We start from the raw sequence: 22,609 nt of genomic DNA on the forward strand, positions 1-22,609 counted from the left end.
TCAGTGGATGACGCCGCGCGGCAGAAAGACAAGAAAGTAGAAGCCGAACCAGATCGCCATGACGATCAGCACGGCGACGCCGGCTACGGCGATCGCGCCGTGCGGGCCGGCGGCGACGACGCGCTCCACTTCCTCATCCGTAGGCGGGGCCGCGCTGTGGGTATCGTTCGCTTCCATCTGGAGGTTCTCCGGTGCAGCAGTTCAGGTTCAGTGCAGCGGCGCCTTGCGCAATTCGTTGACCTCGCGGGACGTCACCGGCTGGCCGTGGTTGCCCCATGCGGTGCGGATATACGTGACGACGGCGGCTGCATCGGTGTCGTTCAGTTCCTGACCGAACGGCGGCATGCCGTACGGCTCGGGATTGCGCATGGTGCCGGGCGGGAAGCCGCCATTGAGCACGATGCGGATCGGGTTGACCGCGGAGTCCATTTCGATCGACTGGTTGCCTGCGAGCGGCGGGTAGTGTTGCAAATGACCCTCGCCGTTCGCGCCGTGGCATAGCGCGCACTTGTCGGCGTAGATCTTTTCGCCGAGCGCGAACACGTTGGTATTGGTCGGCGCGGACGGCCCCGATTTGCGGCCTTGATTGTTCGGCAACGTCTTGAGATAGACCGCCATCGCCTTGACGTCGTCTTCCGTCATGTACTGAAGGCTGTGATAAGTGACTTCGGCCATCGGCCCGTACACGGCGCCGCGATCGGAGATGCCCGCCTGCAGCAGATCGACGATGTCCTTGATGCTCCAGTCGCCGAGACCGCCGTCCTTGTCGGAGGTGAGCGAGGGCGCGTACCAGTTCTGCACCGGAATCAGACCGCCCGCGAACTGCTCGCTTTGCGACGAGCCTCCGAGCATGTTGATCTTGGTGTGGCACATCGTGCAGTGTCCCAGCCCTTCGACCAGATACGCACCGCGATTCCATTCGACCGATTTGGTCGGATCGGGTTGAAACTCGCCTTCACGGAAATACAACGTGCGCCAGCCGTACAGCAGCTTGCGCTGGTTGAACGGGAAGCGCAGCGTGTGCTTGTGGTTCGGCTCGCGTACCGGTGTCACGGACTTCAGGTACGCGAAGATCGCATTCGAGTCTTCGCGCGTGACCTTGGTGTATTGGGCGATCGGCATCGCCGGGTAGAGCAGGGTGCCGTCCGGCGTGCGGCCGGTGCGCATCATCCTGAAGAACGCTTCCTCGCTCCATGTGCCGATGCCGTACTGCGCGTCCGGCGTGATGTTCGGCGAATACAGCGTGCCGAATGGCGTGTCCATCGCCAGGCCGCCGGCAAACAGCTTGCCGCGCGGCGCGGTATGGCAGGCGACGCAGTCGCCGGCGCGGGCCAGATACTCGCCGCGTTTGACGATGTCGGGGCGGGTGTCGGCTTTGTCGCCAGCGGGCGTTGCCGTCGTGGCGGCAGGCACGGCTTCAGCGGCGCTTGCTTCCGTGATCAACAACGCCGGCGGTGCGCTGAGAAACGCGACGCCGGCGACGATCAAGCCGGCAATCAGCACGCCGGAGACGAGCGAGTCAGCGGTGCGACGACGCTTCGTCATGGCATGCGAAACAGTGCGGATCGAGCGGAGGGTCGGCTTCATTGCGGTTGGCTCCCGCATGCGAGAGGCAGCCGCTCAGCGGATGCCGGCGCGGGCCGCGGATCGGCAGGACGCGGCTGGCGCGCGAGCCAGCTCGACACCGCGGTGATGTCCTTGTCGGTCAGCTTGACGGCGATCGAATGCATGCAGTCCGGCGCAAGCGCGTGACGCGTGCCTGAACGCCATGTGCCCATCTGCCCGGCGATGTAGCTCGCATGCAGGCCAAGCAGGCCCGGAATGCCAGGTTGCGTACCCGTCATGCGTGCGCCATGACAGGCGATGCACGCCGGAATCTTGCGTGCCGGGTCGCCTTGAGTGACGAGCCGTTGTCCGGCTGCGAGCACGGCCGGTGCGACGTCGGTGTGATCGGCATTGGGGTAGGGCGGTTGCAGGTCCGCGAAGTACTGGCTGATCTTGCGCAGATAGTCGTCGGGCAGAAAGGCGAGCAGATAACCCATCGGCGGATAAGTGCGGCCGCCGTCGCGAAACGCGGTCAACTGATTGAACAGATAGTCGGCCGGCTTGCCGGCGATACGCGGGAAGTAATCGTTGTTCAGGCCCTGGCCTTGCACGCCATGACACGAGGTGCAGGCGCGCACGCGCTCGTCCATCGCCGAGGGCATCGCGCCTGGTGTGTCGGTGGCTGCGAACGCCGCGCCACGCCACATGACGTAAAACACCAACAGGATCGAAAATCCGATAGTTCTACGATGCACGCCAGGCCTCGCGGGGACGGTTATTTTCGCTATTTATTTCTCACACATCCGCTCGTGAATTCACTCATCGGATTCGATGAACGATGCGTGACAAGCCTGCCAATTCTTTTTACAACGACTGCATGAACAGCAAATCGAAGATGAATTATTAAGGAGGCGCAGTACTGAATCGATACGGCAATGCGAATGCTTTATAAAGCAACGGTCTGTCCGGGTGCGCCATTGGGTGGCGATTTTCGGATTGTGGTAATAACGCGCGATGCGTCTCGCAGACGTGTAGCAGGTTGCAGGAATTTATCCGATGCGTCAATGAAATTTAGAAGGCCAATCAGTGGCGTATTGGATCAGCATAGGCGTCGATTAGAGTGCCTTCAACATTTATTCTGCGTCCGATTCAAGTGCGGATGCATCGTCGAATGCGATGGATGCGCTGCGCTACGTTGCTGTCGCGATCCATGAGCCGCAGCGCGGGCATCGACGCCGAGCGCGTCAGCTGAAGAGACGCGTCAACGCCGCGCGTGCATTGCTGACGCGTTCGCTTTCGCCGATCCGCCCCGGCAGCAGATGAAACTCGACGGCTGGCAGTGCGGGCAATCCGACGCTCGGGGGACAGGCCATCATGCCCGCCCCGATCGACGATTCGTTCAGGCAGGAAATGCCTAGTCCAGCCTTCAACGCGAGTTGCAGCCCGGCCACCCCGGAGGCCGAATGCGACACCAGATACGGCACCTTGTGCTCGTCGAGGAGTTTCACGACGAAGCGCTGCAACTGGCAACTCGACGGCAGCAATACCAGTGGATAAGGCGTAGCCGGCCGCGGATTGGCATCGGCTGCGCAGACCCACAGCAGTTTCTCGCGCCGCACTACGGTGCTCTGCGCGGTAGCGCGCTGGCTGGTGGAACGCGCGCTTCCGGTGACGAGCCGCAGCGAGAGGCCGATGTCGTACGACGCATCGTCGCCGGCGCTGCTGTCGATCACGGCGCTCGGCAACACGGTGACGTGCAGTTTCAGGCGCGGATGCTGTTCCGAGAACGTCCTGAGAATGCGCGCGATGTCGAGCGGACGAAAGTAGTCCGTGATGGCGATGCGCAGTTCGCCGTCGAGCGAGCGGCCTTGCAGGTCTTCGAACGCCGCCTCGCTCATGGCGATGATGCGGCGCGCGTGATCGAGCAGGCGGCTGCCGGCCGGTGTGGCGGTCACCCCCTGCTTGCTGCGCACGAAGAGTGGCTGGCCGGCGCGTTCCTCGAGTTTCTTCAACTGCTCGCTCACCGACGACTGCGACAGGAACACGCGCTCCGCGCCCGCCGAGACGCTCCCCGATTCGGCGACGGCGACGAAGGTGCGCAGCTGTGTCAGGTCAAATCCGCGTTGGCTCATGATTCGGCATATCCGATGGAAGTCATCTGAATTTCCGGCTTTTCCGATGGTTGGCCCAGCCGTAGGATACCTCCAATTCATCCATTGCAGAGGCTGTCATGGGAAGCGAATCAGTCGTCGCCGCGCGGGTACCGGGTGCGCGTGCAGCAGGCCATCGGTGGAAGGTGCTGGGAGTCGGCTTTGCGGCGAACGCGAGTTTTTCGGCTGCGTTCTCGGGGATTCCGACCACGGCCGTGTTTTTGCGTTCGGGTTATCACCTCGGCAACGACGGGCTGGGGCTGGTGCTCGGCATGCTCGGCTTGGGCATTGCGGTAAGCGAGCTGCCGTGGGGACTCCTGACCGACCGTTGGGGCGACCGTCGCGTGCTGCTGCTCGGACTGCTTTCGACCGCCGCGGCGCTAGCCGGGCTGGCCTTGTTCGTGGTGCCGTCCGGCGCGCATGTGCCGGGCGTGGCGACGCTTGCGCCTGGCTTGCTGCTGGTTGGTCTGCTTGGCGGCAGCGTCAACGGGTCGAGCGGCCGCGCAGTGATGGCCTGGTTTCGCGAAGGTGAGCGCGGCCTCGCGATGAGCATTCGGCAGACCGCGGTGCCGGCCGGCGGCGGGCTGGGCGCGCTGGTCTTGCCCGTGCTCGCCTCGAGATTCGGCTTTGCCAGCGTGTACACCGTGCTGGCCCTTGCGTGCGCGATGACCGCGGTGTTCGCGTGGTGCTGGCTGCACGAACCTTCGCACACCGATGGCAGTGGCGCGGGTCCGGCTCGCAACGCTGCCGCTGCCGCTACCGCTGCCGCGCCGGCGAAGGTTTCGCCGTTACGCGATATCGGCATCTGGCGCGTGGCGCTCGGCGCCGGCGCGTTGTGCGTGCCGCAGATTGCCATCGTGACATTCGGGACCGTATTCCTGCACGACTTCAGCCGCGCCGGCGTACTGGCGATCAGCATGACGATGGCCGCGGTGCAAACGGGCGCCGCCGTCGCGCGGGTGTGGAGCGGCGCGTGGACCGACCGGCGCGGCAATCGACGCGCTTATATGCGTGCCTGCAGTGTGCTGACCGCCGTGCTGTTTGCATCGCTTGCTCTGGTGACGGGCCTGGTCGGCATGCACCCCGCGGCGATGACAGCGGTGTTCGCGCTGATGATCGTGCTGGGCGGCATAAGCGCATCCGCGTGGCACGGTGTTGCCTTCACGGAACTCGCGACGCTCGCCGGGACGAACCGCGCAGGCACCGCACTCGCAATCGGCAACACCTGTGTCTTTCTCACGCTGTTCCTGACGCCGCTCGCGATTCCGCTGTTGTTGTCGGTGGGTTCATGGCCAATGGTGTGGGCGGTAGCCAGTGTGTGTGCGTTGATTGCGTTGCCGGTATTTCCACGCGCGGCTCGTGTATTCAATTCGCATCGCGACGTAGTCTCCCTTTGATAGAGACGCAATCGGCTATCAAATTCTCGGCGGGTTTCGGAGCGCTCCGATTTTCTCCCAGTTGTAGCGATGGTTCTATGGCCGCGCTTGACACGTCATTGCATGTCAGGAAGCCGTCAAAGCAGGTGTAAAGCGACTGGGATTTCCCCTGCGCACTCGCCGAATAGACCTACAACAACCGAGAGAAATCATAGTGAACCTTCGAATCATTCTGGCGGACGATCATCCTTTCGTTCTACTTGGCGTGCGGGCCGCGTTGGAAATGCGTGCCGGTGTCACCATTGTCGGTGAGGCGACCACACCCACCTCGTTGATCGAACTTTTGCGGAGCACGCCATGCGATGTGCTCGTTACCGACCTGACGATGCCGGAGACATCCGGTGTGGTCGAAGACGGTTTGGATCTTGTCAGGCGAATCCGATCTGCGTGGCCATTGTTGCACATCGTCGTGATGACGGCTCTGACGAACACGGCGATTCTGCGTGCCATCGTGTCGGATGGCGTGGTCAGTGCGCTCAGCAAAATGGAGACGATGGACGAGCTTTGGCATGCGATCGAGGCGAGTGACAAAGGGGAGGTGTACGTCGGCCGCTCTGTCGCCGAAGCGCTTGCCCAGCCCTGGGACGAGACGTGCGATCTGCCGGTGGCTTCACGTTTGTCCCGCAGGCAGGCGGAAGTTATCAGAATGTCCGTGCGTGGCCATTCGATCGCCGAGATCGCGCTCGCGCTTGGATGTCATCGTCGAACCATCAGTCGTCAAAAACGCGATGCAATGGCTAAACTCGGTGTCACCAACGATCCCGGCCTCTTTGCCTATATTCGTGTTCATGGAGTTCATGAAAGTTAAATCGCATAGCTAATCAATTATTAAAACGGTTCTCATCGGGCTATTTCGGAGCGATCTTATGTTTATCCTCCGAAATATGTTCAATGATCGCGACAGGGCCAGTTGCTTCGGAGAGAGCGACAGGGAATCTGGATACGGGGGAGAAAAAAGACAATGAACGATAACGCGGACTCAAGCACACCTGTTCGAACCATCATTGCGGACGATCATCCACTCGTTCTGTTGGCGATCGAGAATCTGATGGTGGGCTATCCGAATATGCAAATCGTCGGCCGTGCGGCCGACACCACAGAACTTTTCAATGAAGTCGATCGTATTCCATGCGACCTCGTTTTCATGGACCTCTACATGCCAGGAGGCATCCATGGCGACGGACTGGAAGCGGTCAGACAGTTCAAGGCACGCTATCCCGATGTTGCACTTGTTGTGCTCACCATGGAAACCGAAGCGGCCGCGCTGAGAAAGGTCGTCGCGCTCGGTGTCGACGGGCTGATCAGCAAACGCGACCGGATCGATCTGATTCACGTGGCCGCCGTCACGGCGTTGGCCCGCGAGTGCTATCTCGGGCCGGCGGTGCGCTCGCTGATTGCCGACGCAACGGTCGTGCAGCGGCTCGATTTTGTCCGGCAAATGCTGTCGCGCCGCGAACTGGAGGTGTTCACGCAATACGCTTCCGGGCTTGGCGTGACGGAGATTGCCGAGCGCTTCGGGCGCAGTGTCAAGACCATCAGCGCCCAGAAATGTACTGCGATGCGCAAGCTCGGCCTGCACAGCGACGCGGAATTGTTCCGCTTCGCCGTCGAGCATGGCGTGATCTCGGAGGATTGTTTGCAAAACCGGCGCTGAGCCGGCGAGGCGCCGCGCCGGTCTGGTGGCGTGGCGAACTGAAGATGCACCTGGCACATCCCGGGGAGGCACGTCGCGTGCAGGGAGTGCCAGTCGATAAGACAACAAAAAATGACACAAAAAATCCGAGTCATCGTGGCCGACGATCACGATTGCGTTCGTGTTGGCGTGATGCGCCTGCTGCAAGCGGCACCTCACATTGAGATAGTCGGCGAGGCACCGGATACCCAAACGCTGGCGGAGTTGCTCGACATCCATGTGTGCGACGTCGTCGTGTCGGATATCGGCATGCCGGGCATTGACGGTGCCAGCAACGCTGTCTCTTTTCTGCGCCGCCTGTTCCGGGAGCGGTCGCATCCCTGCGTCGTCGTGCTGACGATGATCTGTCATGCGCACCTGCTTTCGGGTTTATTGCACCTCGGCGTCGCAGGAATCGTCGACAAGCGCGATACCGCCGCGGCGTTGATCGAAGCGATCGAGGCAGCGGTTAGCGGCCGTATTTATCTATCGAATCAGGCGCGCGTCGCGATAAATGCAACCGATGCGCCGTCGCAGCCGCGCGCGGGCGTGCTGAGCGCGCGCGAATGGGAGGTCTTCCAACTTTATGTGCGAGGTCTGGCTGTTCACGAGATCGCGACACGTCTGCAACGCAGCGGCAAGACCATCAGCACTCAAAAGCGTAGCGCGATGCGCAAGCTCGGTCTCGAGACGGAAAACGATCTTATTGATTATGCGAGACAGATAGGGTTGGCCTGACAGCCGTGTGAGAGAACTGAACCTCGACCCAGGCGATGGTTCTCGGGATTTAGGAGTCTTCTGATTGGTTGGCCGACGCTGCCGTTTCATAGTTGTGAATTAACTGAGGCTCGACTTCCAATGCCCGTCTGGCGAATGCAGTCATTTCGCCAGACGCAGCAGTGACGAGCCTGGAAAATTCAGGCAGATGTCTAGCGGCTGGAGTGAGGCGCCGTCTGCCATTTGCACACGTGCAGGGAGGCGAGATGGTAGGGCTAGGCAAGCGGTTATGGGTCGAAGGGGTCGGGACGGCCTGGGTGGTGTTCATCGGCTGCGGCAGCATTGTATTGAACACCGGGGGCGCCCAGCAAGGTTACGGCGTGCTCGAGGTTTCACTCGCTTTCGGTCTTGCGCTCGTGACGGCGAGCTACGCATTCGGCGCCATCTCCGGCGCGCACTTCAACCCGGCTGTCACGATCGGCTTCACGGTCGCGCAGCGTTTTCCGGTTCGGGATCTGCTGCCTTACGTTGCCGCCCAGATTCTCGGGGCCGTCGGAGCCGCGGCGCTGCTTGCTTACGTGGCGAGCGGCCGCCCCGGCTTCGAACTGGCCGCGAGCGAATTTGCGGCGAACGGTTTCGGCGACCATTCTCCGGCCGACTATCAACTTCATTCTGCGCTGGTTGTCGAGCTGGCGCTGTCGTTCGCTTTCGTCATGGCGAGCCTGATGGTGGCCTGCCGGCGAAAGCTGCGGCCGATCGCGCCGCTGGTCGCCGGTGCGTGCCTGGCGATCGTGTACATGGTGTCGATTCCGGTTACCAACGGCTCGATCAATCCGGCTCGCTCCACCGGTCAGGCGCTGTTCGCCGGCGACTGGGCACTCGACCAACTCTGGCTGTTCTGGGCAGCGCCGTTGCTGGGTGGCGTCGCGGCCGGCGCACTGTTTTCCTTTCTCCTGGGCAAGTCCGGCCGTCACACCGTGTTGCTCGCTCGCGAGCAGGGCGAAGTCGCGTGAGCGCCGCCTGGTCTCATTTCATGATGCCCGCCATGAAACGCCAACGCCGCGCAGCAGTGTGGCGGATGGCACGACGTGTATCGCAGTGCCTGCTTGTTGTGTGCGCCCTTGCCCTCGCGCAGATGCAGCCAGCGGCGGCCCGGGCTTTTGCCGGCATGTCGCATCCGTCAGGCGGCGCCTTTCCTGCCAGGTTGACGGTCGGCGTTCTGGCTAATGGGTGGATGCCTTTCGACGGGCTTCAGAATGGTCAGCTAGCCGGTTTGAGCGCCGACTATCTGCGCGCGCTCGTTGGGCCGAACGTCGTAATTGAGTCCAAAGCGTATCCAGACATGCCGCAACTGTTGGCCGCGGCATGCGCAGGCAATGTCGACCTGGTCATGAGCCTCGCTCGTACACCCGAGCGGGAGCGCTGCCTCAGGTTCACTACGCCGTACTTTCGTGCATCCGCGTCGGTGGCGGTCCGCCGCGACGGGGATGCGTATGCGAGCGCCAGGCAGCTTGCCGGGGCGCGTCTCGCGATAGAGAAAGGCTTTGCGCTGGAACGCTCGTTGCGCGAGCGCTTTCCGCGCGCCCAGCTCGAAACTTTCGCGAGCACGCACGCGGCGCTCCAGGCAGTCGCGCAAGGCGATGCCGATGCCTATCTCGGTTTTACGCCGGCGGTTCAGTACGCGCTGGCCACGGAGGAATTCCGTGGGCTGCGCATCGCTTTCGAGGAAAGCGGCAGAATCGCTGACTTGCGCTTTGCGGTGCCGCGCAATCGGGCCGAGTTGCGCGACCAGTTCGACCGCGCGCTCGCGTCGATGAACCCGGTTGACGATACGGCCATTCGCGTGCGCTGGCTATCCGGCAGCTTCGACGCGCAAGCTGCGTCCACTGCGCGACGTCTCGTGCTGACACGGGAAGAGCAGGCCTGGCTCCGTTCGCTGCCACCGCTGCAGGTGGGTTTCGATAACGGCTGGCCGCCTTTCAGCTATGTCGACGACTCTGGCCATCCCGCCGGTATTGCCGCCGAATATCTCGACTATCTCAGCCGCGCGTTGGGCGTTGTGTTCAATCGTGCTAACACGGCCGACTGGCCTGCGACCATCGGCGCTTTCCAGCGCGGCGAACTGGCGATTCTAGCCACCTCCTCCAGCAACGATCCACGTCTGAAGAGCGCGCAGCACACCCGTGCCTACGAAACCTATCCGCTCGTGATCGTGGGGCGGGAAGACGAACCCGCCGCGCGCGCGCTCAGCGATTTCGCCTCGCGGCGCATTGTGGTCTCGTCGCATATCGCCGGCTCGATTCCGCTTGCGATCGACAATATTCCAGCCTCCAACATCGCTGTTGCCCCCAGTCTGGACGACGCGCTCAAGATGGTCGAGAAGGGCCAGGCAGACGTACTGGTTGGCAACGTCGCTGCCGTCGATATCTTGCTCAAGCAGCGCTATGCCGGTGTGCTCAAGATCCTCGGCACGGTCGGCGGGTCCGACGCGCTCGGCTTCGCCGTGCGCCCCGATCTCGGCCCGCTCGCGAGTTTGATCGACCGTGCATTGCTGGCCATGCCGCCGGCCGAGAAGCAGCGCATCCGGCAGAAATGGGTGACGGGCAGTACACGAGAGCAGGGAACATGGAGCGTTACCGCGGTACGCCTTTTGCCTTTGCTGATCGGCATCGGCCTCGTATTGCTGGTTACATTGCGCGCCTATCTGTTGCTGCAACGCGAAGTCAGGCTGCGCAAACAGACTGAACTCGAGCTGGCGCTCCAGCTGAACTTCCAGGAAACCATGATGGAGATGGTTCCCTATCCGCTCGTCGCCAAAGATCTGGATGGGCGTTACATCGCCATCAACCGGGCGTATGAAGAAGCCTGTGGTTTAAGCCGCGAAGCGGTGATCGGACGCATGGCCGTGGACGTCCAGGCATGGGGTGAAGCCAACAGTCACCTTCTGGATGACCTCACACGCAAGATGCTGATAAGCGGCGAACCGGCAAAGGCGGAACTCCAGTTTGACCGCGACACGGGCGATCTGCGGCACGGCCTGTTCTGGACACGGCTTTGTCGCGGCAGTGACGGCAAGCCGAGTTGCGTGCTCGGAACGATGGTCGACATAACCGATATCAGGCGTGCCGAAATGCTCGCACGTGAAACCGAGCGGCGCCTTTTCGACGTTACCCGCTCGTTGCCGGCTGTCGTATTTCAACTGCGCCGCACCGCAGACGGCGTCTATTCCTTTCCATACATCGGCGGCGATACGCGACATTTGCTGGGTGGCGACCACACCTCGCTGATGAGCCGCGAAGAGATCGATTTCAGACGTGTATGCGAAGAGGACCGGCCCTTTGTGCTGGCCGAACTTGAGCGATCGGCGCGTTGCGAAACGCCGGTGAACATGGAGTTTCGTTTCGATGTCGAGCTTGAACTCAAGTGGGCGCGCGCGGAACTGGTGCCGCGCCGCGAGAAGGATGGCAGCGTTGTGTGGAGCGGTTATTGGGTGGACGCAAGCGCCGAGCACGCACGGTCCGAGGAAATCGCGCGAGCGCGTGACGCGGCTGAAGCCGCCTCGCGCGCGAAAGATGATTTCGTCGCGATGATGAGTCACGAAATCCGCACGCCGATGAACGGCGTGCTCGGCCTCGTCGAAGTGCTGGAGCGCACGGCGCTCAACGCGGATCAAGGGGAAATGCTGAGCATGATCCACGAGTCGGCTGGGGCATTGCTGCAGATTCTGGACGACCTGCTCGATTATTCGAAGATCGAAGCGGGACGGCTAACGATCGAAGCCGAACCGATCGACATGCGCGAGCTGGTCGACAACGCCGTCGGCTTGCTCGCGGGCCGTGCCCACGAAAAGGGGCTGAAGGTGCGCGTGGATATCGCGCCCGAAGTTGCGGCTTCGCTACGCGGTGACAGCGTGCGATTGCGGCAGATCTTGTTCAATCTGCTCGGCAACGCCATCAAGTTCACGCCTGAGGGCGAGGTCGACGTGCAGCTTGCGATCGTCGATCAGACCGGCGACGCGCAGACGCTCGAGATAACTGTTCAGGACACCGGCATCGGCATTGCGCCGGACGTGCAGGCGCGCCTGTTCGAGCCCTTCGTGCAGGCGGAGTCGTCCACCACCCGCCGTTTCGGCGGCACGGGTCTGGGCCTGACGATCTGCCGCAAGCTGATCGACCTGATGAACGGCACCCTCGAATTGCGCAGCGAAGCTGGGGTCGGTACGCGCATTACGGTGCGCCTGACCATGCCTGTGGAGTCGCAGCGTTACTCTGCGAGCGCCTTGCGCGGCAAGCGCGCCGTCGTAGCGACGCGTGACGTACGGGTCGCGCAGGCGCTAATGCATTTCGGTCAGGCGCTCGGACTCGAGTTGCGCCGCGTGTCGCCCGACGTGGCCGCGCTCAGCGATCCGGCCGCGCTGACAGGAGTGGATATGATTTTCCTCGGTGAAGAGGTGGTGTTGCCCGCGAGCGTCGAGCCCGGAGCGCGGATCATCCGTCTGACAGAGAAGCCGAAGCCGACTGGCTACCGCATCCTCGATAACAACGTGCGCGTGAGCATCAATCCTATCTCGTGGCGCGGTCTCGGTGCGGCGTGCGCCGCGGCGGTGACGGGATTGTCTTCCGTGGCGCCGCGTTCCGCCGGCATGCCGCGTATTGCTGAAGGCACCGTCGTCCCGCCGGACCGCGAACGGGCCATTGCTACCGGAAGGCTGATCCTGGTTGCGGAAGACCATCCGGTCAATCAGGAGTTGATCCGTCACCAACTGGCCTTGCTCGGTTTTGCCTGCGACGTGACGAACGACGGCGTCGAGGCCTTGGCCGCGCTCGAACAAACCAGCTATGGATGTCTGATCACGGACTGCCATATGCCGAACCTGTCTGGCTATGAACTGGCGCGGCGCGTCCGGGAACGGGAACGGGAACAGGATGGCACGCAGCATCTGCCGATCTTGGGGATTACCGCAAACACCGCCCCGGAAGACCTGAAATTATGTCGAGACGCCGGCATGGACGATTGCCTCGTCAAGCCGACGCGGCTCGCTACGCTACGCGATTACCTGAGCCGTTGGTTCGGCACTGACAGCGCACGGCAAGCGGCACCCGCTGAAACGGCCAGCGCGCCGGCGGTTTCGGGGCCGGATGCACATGGCGCTCCCGAGCCATTCGTTCCCGTCGACCTCAGTCACATGACGCAGTTGTGGGGGAGCGAATCGACGGTTAAGGCATTGCTCGATTCGTTCGTTTCATCGGTGCGCGAAGATGTGCTGGCGTTGTCGCCGCTACTCGAGTGCGTGGAGGTCGAGCGTCTGCGCGAGTGGCATCATCGTGTGGCGGGGGCGGCGGGCGTGCTGCAGTACCCGCCGTTGCTCAGCGCGTTGGAAAACTATCGCCGGGACATCACCGTCAAGACGCGGGAGCGCTTGCGTAGCGATGGGCTGGTGTTGGCGCGCAAGTGCAACGCAATGTTGGACGGCATCGAGGAGCAGGCTGCATTGCTTGCATGACACTGTGTCGCAGTGCACTGCACTGCACTGCACGGCACCGCACCGCAGCTAGGCTAGACGGGACGGGACGAGACAACACGCGGCTGCAGCCTCGCTTGGGCAATCACGTTGGCACGAGCTCGCGAGCCAATCCAGGCGATGAATCGAGAGGGCAAAAAAAACGCGGCCGAAGCCGCGTTAAAGATTTGGAGACATCCCTCGATGAAGGAGTCACTTCTCGCACTTCGAATCATAACTGCGACTGCGCAAAAGATTCATTACGAATTGCGCAATTAACTTTTCGTAAATATCCATGAAAGCATCGCTCCGGCTCTGCTTCGGAAGCGTTTCCGTGGGAAGGAAACGCACCGAAGCACCGCTTGCGGTGCTTTTTTCCCTGGCACGCACGAGCGCCAGGCGCCGCGATGCCATTTGACCCCGACGCAAACCGCTGCAACGGATTTGCACTAGTATGTGGGGGCTCCGCGCGTGGCCGAAATGTCGGCGCGGCGGTGCGTCAAAGTCCGGAGAAGACCATGATTGCGCTTCGAAAACTGAATCTTGCCGTGGTGGTGTGGGCGTTGGCGTCGGGCGTTGCCTTTGCGGATGCGGTGGCGTTGAAGGCCGATCTCGAACCGTCGAGCGAAGTTCCGCCGCGCGTAAGTCACGGACACGGCATGTTGAACGCTACATTCGATACGTCGACCAAGTCCCTGCAGTGGACGATCACCTATGAAGGGCTGAGTGGTCCGGCAACCGCTGCGCACTTCCACGGTCCCGCGCCGGTCGGGCAGAACGCCAAGGTCCAGGTGCCGATCGGGAAGGACGCGCTCGCGAGCCCGATCAAAGGATCGGCGGCGCTCACCGAACAGCAGGTAACGGACCTGATGGCGGGACAGTGGTACTTCAACGTCCATACCGCCCAGAACCCGACGGGTGAGATTCGCGGGCAGGTTTTGCCGGCGAACTAGGCAAGAGGACAACGAAAAAAACGTTGCCCGATGACGCGGGCGTCTTTTCGAGATTAGAAGCCACCGTCCACCGGCGCGACGGCGAACGCACGTACCATGATGGGACACTATCGACGGAGCGTGTCCCAATGAGTTGGCAAAGTGCACTCGCGTGCTGGTATCTGCGCAGGCAGTTTCGACCGCAAACTCTCAAGCCGAGTATCAATGTCGACCAGGCGCGTGCGCTGACAGCCAAGCGCGTCTGGTCACCACGCGTGCCGGGAGGCTGGCGTCTGCGCGAGTCGTACGGACCAGACGATTGGCCGCTGCAGGGCGAGTGGATCGAGCGCGCTGACGGTGTGCCCGCTTCCGCTAACGGCCCGACTGTGCTGTATTGCCATGGTGGCGGCTACTATTTCTGTTCACCGCGTACGCATCGCTCGCTCGTATTCGGTCTCGCCACGCGTGCGAACGCACCGATCTTTTCCCTCGACTACCGTCTCGCCCCCGAGCATCGTTTTCCGGCCGCGCTCGACGATGCAACCGCGGCCTACCGTCAGCTGGTCGCGGACGGCACGCCTCCCGAGTCGATCGTCATCGCGGGGGACTCAGCGGGCGGCGGCCTTGCGCTCGCTACGCTGGTCGCCTTGCGCGACGCCGGTGATCCGCTGCCGGCAGGCGGCCTGCTGTTCTCGCCATGGACCGATCTGGCCGCTGCGGGCGCCACGATCCGCACCAACGACGGCCTGGATCCGATGTTCAGCGGTGCCGCGATTGCTCGGGCTGCGCAGGTTTATCTCGGCGACACGCCCGCGACGCATCCTTATGCGTCGCCCGTCTATGCCGACCTGCATGGTTTGCCGCCGCTCTTCATCGTGGCGGGCAGCACGGAGGTATTGCTCGACGACTCGCAACGCGTTGCCGACAACGCGCGCACGACGGGTGTCGACTGCGAATTCGAAGTGTGGAAGAAGATGCCACACGTCTGGCCCTTGTTCACGCCGTTCATCCCGGAAGGCGGCCGCGCGCTCGACCGCGCCGCGGCCTTCGTGCGGCGCGTGACGACAACGAGCGGGCGTGGCGTGACTGCTCAGCCGTCCAGGGTGACGTCGATCGCCTGATAGGCGGCTTCGACCGTATCCTGGCCGTATTGCCGCTCCAGCCGTCGCACGGTGAAGTGACCGTGTGCGACCTGCTGGAAGTGGTCGATGAACACCGTATTGACCATTGCGCCGAGCACCGCGCCGATCGCCGGAATCGACTTGGCGGCGATCTGCTCGCTCACTTGCACCGAAAAGCGTGCGGCAATGGTGTTGAGAAGGCGCAGCAAGGCCGCGGAGCCATGCGCGGTGAAGCCCTTCGTCGCGATTTCGGATGAAGCCTTCGATACCGCCTGCGCCAACGCGCCACGCATGATGAAGTAGCCCAGATCGGCGTCGTCGTCGGCTTTCGAGGTGCCGCCCATGCCGAGCACTGTCAGGCATTGCAACTGTGTGTCGATCGACGACAGATCCTCGCCCTCGCTGCGCGCGATGTCGCAGATCGAGCGAAACATCAACGTGGTTGTGACCGGCAACTCGACGGGTAGCGCGAACAGACCGAATGCGCCGCCCGCCGCGCCCGTGGTTGCCACGGCGAACTTGTGCAGGAGGTTGCTCGGCTTGTCGGGCACCACCAGGGGCGCGGCGCCAGCCTGCCGCCCCAGCGTGCGCAGCGCGATCGAGAGACACTTGCGCAACGCCAGTTCCGTCGCATCCGTGACCTTTTCGTTGGCAAAAGCCGGCATGCGCGAGAGCAGCTTCTCGAGCGGCGCGCCGACGATGCTCGCCAGTTTCATCGCCAGTGCGGGGCTCTCCAGTTCGTGCTTTGCGCGTCGCAGCGCGCTCAGGTCGTCGTCCGATAACGATTGTGCTGCGAGCGAACTCGGCTCCATGTGCCTCCCTGGCGTCATGTATTGTCGATTCTTCAGTCGATTGCCGACGCGATGAGCCGCATCGGCGGGCTCCAGCTTAGAGCATCGCCTCATGGTATGATTCCCAATCGTTTGACGAGTCAACTGTTGCTCCATCAAAAATGGCTGTCCATACCGCGGCCCACCACTCGAGTGGGCAAGTTCTACCTTTCCGCGAATCGCTCCTGGCGATGCTCGGCGTTTCCTTCGTTTCGATGCTGGTCGCTCTGGACCAGACCGTGGTCGGCACCGCGTTGCCCACCATCGTCGCGGAACTGAAGGGTTTCGAACTCTACGCGTGGGTCGCCACGTTGTATTTGCTGACCTCGGTGATCACCGTGCCGATCTTCGGCCGCCTTGGGGATTACTACGGGCGCAAGCCATTCGTGATCGCGTCGATCGTCGTGTTCACGGCGGCGTCGGTGCTCTGCGGCGCCGCCAACAACATGCTGTTCCTCGTGCTCGCGCGCGGCTTGCAGGGCATCGGCGGCGGCATGCTGGTCGGCACCGCCTTTGCGTGCATTCCTGATCTCTTTCCCGACTCGGTCATTCGACTGCGCTGGCAGGTGCTGATGAGTTCGGCGTTCGGGATTGCGAACGCGGTGGGGCCGTCGCTCGGTGGTTTTCTCACGCAGTACTACGGCTGGCGCTCGGTGTTTTATGTGAATCTGCCGGTCGGTCTGCTGTCGCTATTTTTCGTCTGGCGTTTCCTGCCGCATCTGCGGCACATCGAGCACAAAGGCAAGATGCGGCTCGATTGGCCGGGGGCGCTGTTGATCGCGGTGGCGCTCGGCTCGCTGCAATTGTTCGTCGAGATGCTGCCGAAGCACGGCGTCACGCTGGGCGCGTTCGTGTTGCTGGCCCTGAGCGTTGCCTCGGCATACGGCTTGTGGCAGTGGGAAAAGCGTTGCCCGACGGCGATTTTGCCGGTGGATATGTTTCGCAATCGCAGTCTGGCTGCGCTCTTCACGCTCGCCGTGCTGGGCGGCTTCACGATGTTCTCGTTGCTGTTCTACGCACCGTTGCTATTTCAGGGCGGCTTCGGGATGTCGCCGAAAGAAGCGGGGCTCGTCATTACGCCGCTTGTCGTGTTCATCACGATCGGCAGTATCGCCAACGGACGCATCGTCTCGCGTGTGCGCAATCCGAATCTGATGCTGTACGTCGGCTTCGCGCTGCTGGCGCTGGCGTGCCTCGGCGCGGTCGTCGCGACGCGCGCCATGCCGCAATGGCTGCTGATGTCGTTCATGGTGCTCGGCGGCCTCGGCCTCGGTTTCGTGATGCCGAATCTGACGATCTTCGCGCAACAGACAGCCGGGCGCGAACACCTTGGCATCGCCACCGCGCTGCTGCAGTCGCTGCGGATGATAGGCGGGATGATCGGCACGGCGCTTACCGGCACGCTGGTCAGCCATATGTACGCGAGCGGTGTGCGCAGTGCGCTGGAAAACGATCATGCGTCGCCATGGTTCGCCGATCTCGGCGACCCGCAAATCCTCATCAATCGCGACGCGCAAGCCACCTTGCTCGGCCAGCTGGCGCATGCGGGCCACAACGGCGCGATGCTGCTCGAGAGCGCGCGCGAGGCGCTCGTTGCCGCGATCCATCTGGGTCTCGCGCTGGCGGCGCTCATCGCTGTGGTGTCCGTGTGGCAGAGCCGCCGCGTGCCGCCGATCAAGCTTCAACGCAAGCTCGAGCCGGTGATTCACGCGGATTGATTTTTTAGCCTTACCGTTTTACTGACAGATCATGGAAGAACAGGACCGCGTCGCCGTCATGCAGCAATTCGGCCGCACTTATCGGGCGTTCATGTCGGCGTTCGAGGCCCAGGTGGGCCACCCGTTGCCGCGCTGGCGCATTCTGCTCGCGCTGCACGAACAGGACGGCGAATCGTCGCAGAAGCGGCTGGTCGAGCGCTTGCGCGTCGATCCGGGCGCGCTGACGCGGCAGTTGAAAACGCTGGAGGGTTTAGGCTGGATTGCTCGCAGCATGGACGCGCGCGACAACCGCGTGACCAACGTGCGGTTGACCGAAGCGGGGCAATCAGCGACCGAAGCCAGCCTGCCGCGCCGCAACGCATTTTTGCACGACACGATGGCGGCATTGCCGGACGAAGCGCTGAGCGCATTGTCGGGGGCGTTGAAAATGCTGGAAGTGCGGATCGGCGAAGTCGTGGCCGCAGCCGCTTCCCAGGTGCCCGACACGGCAGAGGCCGACCCGGCTCGCCAGGCTTAAGCCCGGTTCATCATGCCGGCGATTGCCGGAGCGCCCTGCGCGGAACCATTCAAACTTCGGCATGCGCCAAGACGCGCGCAGCGGCCAGAATTCGACGGAGATCGAGCAAGCCTATCAAGTGGGAAGGCCGCAACAAACGGCGCGCCACCTCGCGGTGAAGCGCGCCGTTTGCGTCAAGATCAGAAGAACGTTTCGATCACTTCGGTGACGCGATACGACGGATCGACCACCAGCACCTGGCGCCACTTGTCGAACGTCAGGCACGGATGCGAGATGTCGAACGCGATCATGTCGCCCACCTTCAGATCGGCGCCCACGGGAATCCGCAGATACGCGTGCTGATCCATCAAGCCGAAAATCTCCCAGCCTTCGCTTGCGGCGATGTCGCGCGGCGCTTCGGTGCCCGGACGATAGTGGCGCGACGGCTCCGGCATACCTGCGTCGAAAGCGGAATCGCGTTTTCCGAGGCCGATGATCGCGCGATCCGGTTCTGGAATCGATTGCACATACGCCCACAGTTGCAGCGCCGGAAGCAAGCCTTCGCCCATTTTTTTCGCGACCGGATTGCGCGCGAAGATGTCCGTCTGCGCCTTGCGGTAGATGCCGACGTCATGCGTCAGATAGCAGCCCGGTCGAAGCACGACCTCGACCTTGCCGGCCTCCGAGGCCTTCGCGAATTCTTCCGCGACCACGTCGTACCAGGCCGAGCCGGCGCCTGACAGAACGGCCGGCGTGCGGGCAAAACGTCCTTCATCGACAAGCGTGCGCGTCACAGCGACGGCGCTCTGCAGGAACTCGCGTACTTCGTGCTCTTCTTTCAGCACCCCTTCATACAGCTCGACACCCGCCAGCTTCAAAATATCCGGATAGCGCGCGATCGCCTCGAGCACCGCGTTGCGCTGCGCGTCGTCGCGCACGCCGGTGCGGCCGCCCGGCACACCGAGCTCGAGCAACACTTGCAGCGGCTTGCGTACCGACGTGAAAAACTGACCCAGCTGCTCGACGCCTTCGGCCGAATCGACGAGGCAGAAGAACTCGAAATCAGGGTCGCTCAGCAACTCGGCGATCATCATCATGTTGCGGCGGCCAACCAGCTGGTTGGCCATCAGGATCCGCGAAACACCGCCGTGATAGGCCGCGCGCACCTGATGCGCGGTGGCGAGCGTGAGACCCCATGCGCCGGTTTCGAGCTGGCGGCGAAACAGTTGCGGCGCCATGGTGGTTTTGCCGTGCGGCGCGAGCTTGACGCCGTATTCCGCGACGAACGCCTGCATCCACTTCAGGTTGTGTTCCACACGATCCGCGTACAGCACGGCGGCAGGCAGGCTCACGTCTTCATTCAGCAGGTTCCACTCGAGGCGCGCGGCATCCGTGAGTTGGATACTGGTGCCCGGAACCATGCCCAAGCCCTTGCTATAAGGATCAATCGTTGCGCCCTGATAGTTTGTAACTTTCATGTCTCCCAGCTCCATCGTCCAGTTAAATTGAATCAAAGTTGACTTTACCATGTTACAGAAAGTACGATGGTCGAAGAAATGTTATTTAGTACCACGGCTCGCACAGCGGCTCACATGAGCGATTGCGCGGTGTCTTACGATCTGCAATGAACTCTACCGCCGAACCGCTGGCCTTCGATATCGTCGCGCGCATCGCCGAGTGCGCGCCGGAACTGCGTTCGGCCGAACGCAAGGTTGCGGCGCTGATTCTCGACGATCTGACTGGCGCGTCGCGCGCCAGCATTGGCGCGCTCGCCCAGCAGGCGGAGGTGAGCGTCGCGACCGTAACGCGCTTTGCCAAGGCGGTCGGTTGCCGTGACGTACGGGAATTGAAGCTGCGGCTCGCGCAGGCGGCCGCGGTCGGTCAGCGCTTCCTGCAGGCGGCCGGACCCACCGACGCGCCCGAGCCGATCGCCACCCGCGTATTCGACGAGCTGCAGACCGCGCTTGCGCATAACCATCAACTGCTGCGGCAGGCGCCGTTGGACGAAGCGGCGGCCGCGTTGCGCGCCGCGCGGATGATCTACGTGTTCGGCATGGGCGGCGGCTCGACCGCGCTCGCCGACGAGATGCGCTTCAGGCTCGTGCGCCTCGGCCGGCCGGTTGCGACCTATCAGGACGGCTTGTTGCAGCGCATGGTGGCGAGCACCGTGTCGCGCGAGTGCGTGGTGATCGCGCTGTCCACCACCGGGCGCGTGCCCGAGATGGTCGAGAACTGCAAGATCGCGCACAGCTACGGCGCGACCGTGATCGCCCTGACCGCGCCGGCTTCGCCGCTGGCCAAACTGGCCGATTGGGTGATTCCGATCGTCGCCTTTGAAACGGATTTCATTTACAAACCGTCGTCGTCGCGCTACGCGATGATGATGGCGCTCGATGTGCTCGTCACCGAACTTGCCGTCAGCCAGAGTGACGAGAGCCGCGAATTGCTGCGCCGCATGAAGCACGCGCTCGACGCGCACCGCGGTGGTGGCGATCGACAACCGTTAGGAGACTGATCCATGCATTCGCATCCCGAAGCCGCCGATACGCTGATCGTCGGCGCGCAACTGTACGACGGCACGGGCGCGCCGCCGGTCGAACGCGACGTAGCGATCCGCGACGGCCGCATCGCTGCAATCGGCAATCTGTCGAACTGGCTTGCTGAAGAAGTGATCGAAGCCAACGGCCGCGCGTTGGCGCCGGGCTTCATCGACGTTCATACGCATGACGACACGCATGTGATCCAGTCGCCGCAAATGTTGCCGAAGATCACCCAGGGCGTCACGACAGTGATCGTCGGCAATTGTGGGATCAGCGCGGCGCCGGTGTCGTTGAAGGGCGATCCGCCTGATCCGATGAATCTGCTTGGCGAGCGCGACGCGTTCCAGTACCCGACTTTCGCTGCGTACGTCGAAGCGGTGAACGCCGCGCGTCCGGCGGTGAATGTCGGCGCGCTGATCGGGCACACGGCACTGCGCAGCAATCAGATGGACCGGCTCGATCGCGCGGCGACCGCGGCGGAAATCGACGGAATGCGCACGCAACTCGAAGAGGCGTTGTCGAATGGCGCGTTGGGTTTGAGTTCGGGACTCGCATACGGCTCCGCGTTCTCCGCGCCGACCGAAGAAGTGATGGCGCTGGCCGAACCGCTTGCCGCCGCCGGCGCGTTGTACACGACGCACATGCGCACCGAGTTCGACGCGATTCTCGACGCGATGGACGAAGCGTATCGGGTGGGCCGTCATGCGCATGTGCCGGTGGTCATTTCGCATCTGAAGTGCGCGGGGCCGTCGAACTGGGGGCGCAGTGTCGAGGTGCTGGAGTCGCTGGAAGGCGCACGTCGTCTGCAGCCGATCGGTTGCGACTGCTATCCGTACAACCGCAGTTCGTCGACGCTCGACGTGAAGCAGGTGACGGGCGACATCGACATTACGATCACGTGGTCCGAGCCGCATCCCGAGATGGCGGGCAAGCTGATCAAGGACATTGCCGCCGAGTGGCGTGTCACGCAGCAGGAGGCGGGCAAGCGTCTGCAGCCTGCGGGAGCGGTGTATCACAACATGTCCGAGGACGACGTGCGGCGCATTCTGTCGCATCCCGCGACGATGGTCGGCTCGGATGGTTTGCCGAACGATCCGCTGCCGCATCCGCGGTTATGGGGCGCGTTTCCGCGTGTGCTCGGCCACTACGCGCGCGATGCGAATCTGTTGCCGCTCGAAGAGGCGGTGCGCAAGATGACCAGCTTGTCGGCGCACCGGTTCGGTTTGGCGCAGCGAGGCGAGGTGCATATCGGTTATCACGCGGATCTGGTGTTGTTCGACCCGGCCAGGGTTCGGGACGCGGCGACGTTCGAGAATCCGCAACAGGCGGCCGACGGCATCGACGCGGTGTGGGTGAACGGCGTGTTGACCTACCGCGATGGCGCCGTGACCGGCGAGCGGGCAGGGCATTTCGTGGCACGCGGTGCGGCGTCGAAGGGTGATGCGCACGGCGCGTTTTGATTTCTTGTTTTCTGATTGATGTGGCAGGCGGTTGTGGCATTGCTCGCGCCGCGTGCCGGACTTTTTAAGGAGTTGGATGATGAAGCGATATGGCGTTGAAGGCGGCAAGGGTACCGGTGGTCAACATATGCCGTTTGCTCGGGCTGTCGAAGCGGATGGCTGGTTGTTCGTTTCCGGGCAGACGCCGATGGAAAACGGCGAGGTGATCAACGGCGGTATCGTTGAGCAATCGCACAAGGCGATTCAGAACGTCTTCGCTATCTTGAAGGAAGCCGGCTACGGGGCGGAGCATGTTGTTCGCTGTGGCGTGTGGCTCGACGATCCGCGTGATTTCGCTTCGTTCAACAAGGTGTTCCGGGAGTACTTCGGCGAGAATCCGCCGGCTCGGGCTTGCGTGGTTTCTTCGATGGTGATCGATTGCCGGGTCGAGGTTGATTGCGTGGCTTATAAGAAGCCTTCGGCGTAAAGTTTTCCGGTTCGCCGCAGGCGCTG

At 62.7% G+C, this 22,609-nt stretch carries 19 protein-coding genes; 13 read left to right on the forward strand and 6 right to left on the reverse strand.

Features of this window, described 5'->3' with window-relative positions; translation table 11 throughout:
• The 4 genes from DSC91_RS37920 to DSC91_RS27890 all read right to left on the reverse strand — a co-directional run bounded on the left by DSC91_RS37920 (position 1) and on the right by DSC91_RS27890 (position 3,677).
• The gene (locus DSC91_RS37920; RefSeq protein ID WP_167470524.1) at positions 1 to 177 is read right to left on the reverse strand and encodes a hypothetical protein; all 177 of its coding nucleotides are present in this window, start codon (positions 175 to 177) and stop codon (positions 1 to 3) included.
• A 30-nt stretch (positions 178 to 207) separates the two neighbouring features.
• The gene (locus DSC91_RS27880) at positions 208 to 1,587 is read right to left on the reverse strand and encodes a c-type cytochrome (protein WP_115781806.1); all 1,380 of its coding nucleotides are present in this window, start codon (positions 1,585 to 1,587) and stop codon (positions 208 to 210) included.
• Positions 1,584 to 2,300, reverse strand: a complete 717-nt coding sequence (locus DSC91_RS27885; RefSeq protein ID WP_115781807.1) for a c-type cytochrome — start codon at positions 2,298 to 2,300, stop codon at positions 1,584 to 1,586. The genes DSC91_RS27880 and DSC91_RS27885 overlap by 4 nt, the downstream gene beginning before the upstream one ends.
• Before the next feature lie 489 nt (positions 2,301 to 2,789).
• Positions 2,790 to 3,677 carry a LysR family transcriptional regulator gene (locus DSC91_RS27890; RefSeq protein ID WP_115781808.1) on the reverse strand — a complete coding sequence of 296 codons (888 nt, stop codon included), beginning with the start codon at positions 3,675 to 3,677 and terminating at the stop codon, positions 2,790 to 2,792.
• Positions 3,678 to 3,775: 98 nt separating this feature from the next.
• Here DSC91_RS27890 and DSC91_RS27895 point away from each other — a divergent pair, with 98 nt between their 5' ends.
• The 8 genes from DSC91_RS27895 (at position 3,776) to DSC91_RS27935 (ending at position 15,073) form a co-directional block, all read left to right on the forward strand.
• A complete protein-coding gene (locus tag DSC91_RS27895; RefSeq protein ID WP_115781809.1) occupies positions 3,776 to 5,092 on the forward strand; it encodes an MFS transporter in 1,317 nt (438 codons plus the stop codon).
• Positions 5,093 to 5,285: 193 nt separating this feature from the next.
• The gene (locus tag DSC91_RS27900) at positions 5,286 to 5,939 is read left to right on the forward strand and encodes a response regulator (RefSeq protein ID WP_175172047.1); all 654 of its coding nucleotides are present in this window, start codon (positions 5,286 to 5,288) and stop codon (positions 5,937 to 5,939) included.
• 153 nt (positions 5,940 to 6,092) lie between these two features.
• On the forward strand, positions 6,093 to 6,785 hold the full coding sequence (locus tag DSC91_RS27905; RefSeq protein WP_115781810.1) for a response regulator: 693 nt from the start codon (positions 6,093 to 6,095) through the stop codon (positions 6,783 to 6,785).
• Between the two features lie 111 nt (positions 6,786 to 6,896).
• Positions 6,897 to 7,541, forward strand: a complete 645-nt coding sequence (locus DSC91_RS27910) for a response regulator (protein WP_115781811.1) — start codon at positions 6,897 to 6,899, stop codon at positions 7,539 to 7,541.
• 245 nt (positions 7,542 to 7,786) lie between these two features.
• Positions 7,787 to 8,533: an aquaporin Z gene (gene aqpZ, locus DSC91_RS27915; protein WP_115781812.1), complete on the forward strand. Its 747-nt coding sequence runs from the start codon at positions 7,787 to 7,789 to the stop codon at positions 8,531 to 8,533.
• 65 nt (positions 8,534 to 8,598) lie between these two features.
• Positions 8,599 to 13,023, forward strand: coding sequence for an ATP-binding protein (locus tag DSC91_RS27920; RefSeq protein WP_167470525.1), 4,425 nt, complete (start codon positions 8,599 to 8,601; stop codon positions 13,021 to 13,023).
• A 515-nt stretch (positions 13,024 to 13,538) separates the two neighbouring features.
• A complete protein-coding gene (locus DSC91_RS27930) occupies positions 13,539 to 13,973 on the forward strand; it encodes a CHRD domain-containing protein (RefSeq protein WP_115781814.1) in 435 nt (144 codons plus the stop codon).
• Between the two features lie 128 nt (positions 13,974 to 14,101).
• Complete coding sequence (locus DSC91_RS27935; RefSeq protein ID WP_115781815.1) at positions 14,102 to 15,073, forward strand: alpha/beta hydrolase; 972 nt, start codon at positions 14,102 to 14,104, stop codon at positions 15,071 to 15,073.
• Here DSC91_RS27935 and DSC91_RS27940 read toward each other — a convergent pair.
• Positions 15,043 to 15,885, reverse strand: coding sequence for an EcsC family protein (locus DSC91_RS27940; protein WP_115781816.1), 843 nt, complete (start codon positions 15,883 to 15,885; stop codon positions 15,043 to 15,045). The genes DSC91_RS27935 and DSC91_RS27940 overlap by 31 nt on opposite strands.
• A gap of 140 nt (positions 15,886 to 16,025) precedes the next feature.
• On the opposite strand from DSC91_RS27940, the gene DSC91_RS27945 reads away from it, so the two are divergent.
• Positions 16,026 to 17,621 (forward strand): MDR family MFS transporter, encoded by a 1,596-nt coding sequence (locus tag DSC91_RS27945; protein WP_115781817.1) that lies wholly within the window; start codon positions 16,026 to 16,028, stop codon positions 17,619 to 17,621.
• A gap of 31 nt (positions 17,622 to 17,652) precedes the next feature.
• Positions 17,653 to 18,138, forward strand: coding sequence for a MarR family winged helix-turn-helix transcriptional regulator (locus tag DSC91_RS27950; RefSeq protein WP_115781818.1), 486 nt, complete (start codon positions 17,653 to 17,655; stop codon positions 18,136 to 18,138).
• Positions 18,139 to 18,317: 179 nt separating this feature from the next.
• Here the strand turns inward: DSC91_RS27950 and DSC91_RS27955 are convergent, their stop codons facing one another.
• Positions 18,318 to 19,595, reverse strand: a complete 1,278-nt coding sequence (locus DSC91_RS27955; RefSeq protein ID WP_115781819.1) for an amino acid deaminase — start codon at positions 19,593 to 19,595, stop codon at positions 18,318 to 18,320.
• A gap of 146 nt (positions 19,596 to 19,741) precedes the next feature.
• On the opposite strand from DSC91_RS27955, the gene DSC91_RS27960 reads away from it, so the two are divergent.
• From DSC91_RS27960 to DSC91_RS27970, 3 genes are all read left to right on the forward strand, one after another.
• Complete coding sequence (locus DSC91_RS27960; RefSeq protein WP_115781820.1) at positions 19,742 to 20,632, forward strand: MurR/RpiR family transcriptional regulator; 891 nt, start codon at positions 19,742 to 19,744, stop codon at positions 20,630 to 20,632.
• 3 nt (positions 20,633 to 20,635) lie between these two features.
• Positions 20,636 to 22,117 (forward strand): N-acyl-D-amino-acid deacylase family protein, encoded by a 1,482-nt coding sequence (locus tag DSC91_RS27965; protein WP_115781821.1) that lies wholly within the window; start codon positions 20,636 to 20,638, stop codon positions 22,115 to 22,117.
• A 79-nt stretch (positions 22,118 to 22,196) separates the two neighbouring features.
• Positions 22,197 to 22,583, forward strand: a complete 387-nt coding sequence (locus tag DSC91_RS27970) for a RidA family protein (protein WP_028200605.1) — start codon at positions 22,197 to 22,199, stop codon at positions 22,581 to 22,583.
• Positions 22,584 to 22,609: the final 26 nt, after the last annotated feature.

The sequence above is a fragment of the Paraburkholderia caffeinilytica genome (assembly GCF_003368325.1).
Classification (GTDB): Bacteria; Pseudomonadota; Gammaproteobacteria; order Burkholderiales; family Burkholderiaceae; genus Paraburkholderia; species Paraburkholderia caffeinilytica.

What these genes read in the sequence shown, in the direction of transcription:
- DSC91_RS27965 (WP_115781821.1), top strand. Translation starts at nt 20,636, where the DNA reads ATGCATTCGCATCCCGAAGCCGCCGATACGCTGATCGTCGGCGCGCAA.
- DSC91_RS27880 (WP_115781806.1), bottom strand. Translation starts at nt 1,587, where the DNA reads ATGAAGCCGACCCTCCGCTCGATCCGCACTGTTTCGCATGCCATGACG.
- DSC91_RS27955 (WP_115781819.1), bottom strand. Translation starts at nt 19,595, where the DNA reads ATGAAAGTTACAAACTATCAGGGCGCAACGATTGATCCTTATAGCAAG.
- DSC91_RS27935 (WP_115781815.1), top strand. Translation starts at nt 14,102, where the DNA reads ATGAGTTGGCAAAGTGCACTCGCGTGCTGGTATCTGCGCAGGCAGTTT.
- DSC91_RS27920 (WP_167470525.1), top strand. Translation starts at nt 8,599, where the DNA reads ATGGCACGACGTGTATCGCAGTGCCTGCTTGTTGTGTGCGCCCTTGCC.
- DSC91_RS27950 (WP_115781818.1), top strand. Translation starts at nt 17,653, where the DNA reads ATGGAAGAACAGGACCGCGTCGCCGTCATGCAGCAATTCGGCCGCACT.
- DSC91_RS27940 (WP_115781816.1), bottom strand. Translation starts at nt 15,885, where the DNA reads ATGGAGCCGAGTTCGCTCGCAGCACAATCGTTATCGGACGACGACCTG.
- aqpZ (WP_115781812.1), top strand. Translation starts at nt 7,787, where the DNA reads ATGGTAGGGCTAGGCAAGCGGTTATGGGTCGAAGGGGTCGGGACGGCC.
- DSC91_RS27890 (WP_115781808.1), bottom strand. Translation starts at nt 3,677, where the DNA reads ATGAGCCAACGCGGATTTGACCTGACACAGCTGCGCACCTTCGTCGCC.
- DSC91_RS27945 (WP_115781817.1), top strand. Translation starts at nt 16,026, where the DNA reads ATGGCTGTCCATACCGCGGCCCACCACTCGAGTGGGCAAGTTCTACCT.
- DSC91_RS27895 (WP_115781809.1), top strand. Translation starts at nt 3,776, where the DNA reads ATGGGAAGCGAATCAGTCGTCGCCGCGCGGGTACCGGGTGCGCGTGCA.
- DSC91_RS27930 (WP_115781814.1), top strand. Translation starts at nt 13,539, where the DNA reads ATGATTGCGCTTCGAAAACTGAATCTTGCCGTGGTGGTGTGGGCGTTG.
- DSC91_RS27960 (WP_115781820.1), top strand. Translation starts at nt 19,742, where the DNA reads ATGAACTCTACCGCCGAACCGCTGGCCTTCGATATCGTCGCGCGCATC.
- DSC91_RS27910 (WP_115781811.1), top strand. Translation starts at nt 6,897, where the DNA reads ATGACACAAAAAATCCGAGTCATCGTGGCCGACGATCACGATTGCGTT.
- DSC91_RS27905 (WP_115781810.1), top strand. Translation starts at nt 6,093, where the DNA reads ATGAACGATAACGCGGACTCAAGCACACCTGTTCGAACCATCATTGCG.
- DSC91_RS27970 (WP_028200605.1), top strand. Translation starts at nt 22,197, where the DNA reads ATGAAGCGATATGGCGTTGAAGGCGGCAAGGGTACCGGTGGTCAACAT.
- DSC91_RS37920 (WP_167470524.1), bottom strand. Translation starts at nt 177, where the DNA reads ATGGAAGCGAACGATACCCACAGCGCGGCCCCGCCTACGGATGAGGAA.